This is a genomic window from Priestia sp. SIMBA_032, from assembly GCF_046535215.1.
Taxonomy (GTDB): domain Bacteria; phylum Bacillota; class Bacilli; order Bacillales; family Bacillaceae_H; genus Priestia; species Priestia aryabhattai.
The window spans coordinates 1-301 of the sequence record NZ_JAWRXD010000401.1 but is presented as its reverse complement, the minus strand read 5'-3'; the positions used below and the strand labels follow the sequence as shown (position 1 = coordinate 301).

The window sequence follows — 301 nt, the reverse complement described above, 5'->3', positions numbered from 1 at the left end:
CTACAATCTTGGTATTATTATTAAAGAACTTAGAAAGAAAAAAAACATGTCACAATCTGAATTATGTCATGGAATATGTTCACAAAGCCAAATTAGTAAGAGAGAAAAAGGTATTATTTATCCATCTAGCATATTGTTGTATCAATTATCTGAAAGACTTGGTATTGATCCAAATTATATATTTGCGCTAACGAAAAACAAAAAAATAAAATATATTGAAAATGTAAAATGTGTAATGAGAGATTGTGTGAAACAAAAAGAATATAATGAGCTTTACGAAATAGTGAAAAAAGAGAAAAAC

1 protein-coding gene is annotated in these 301 nt (G+C 25.6%); it reads left to right on the top strand.

Annotated features, from left to right (window positions below):
* Window positions 1-301 (top strand): helix-turn-helix domain-containing protein (locus tag SB717_RS34915; protein ID WP_410907467.1); only part of this gene is annotated, 301 nt, incomplete at both ends.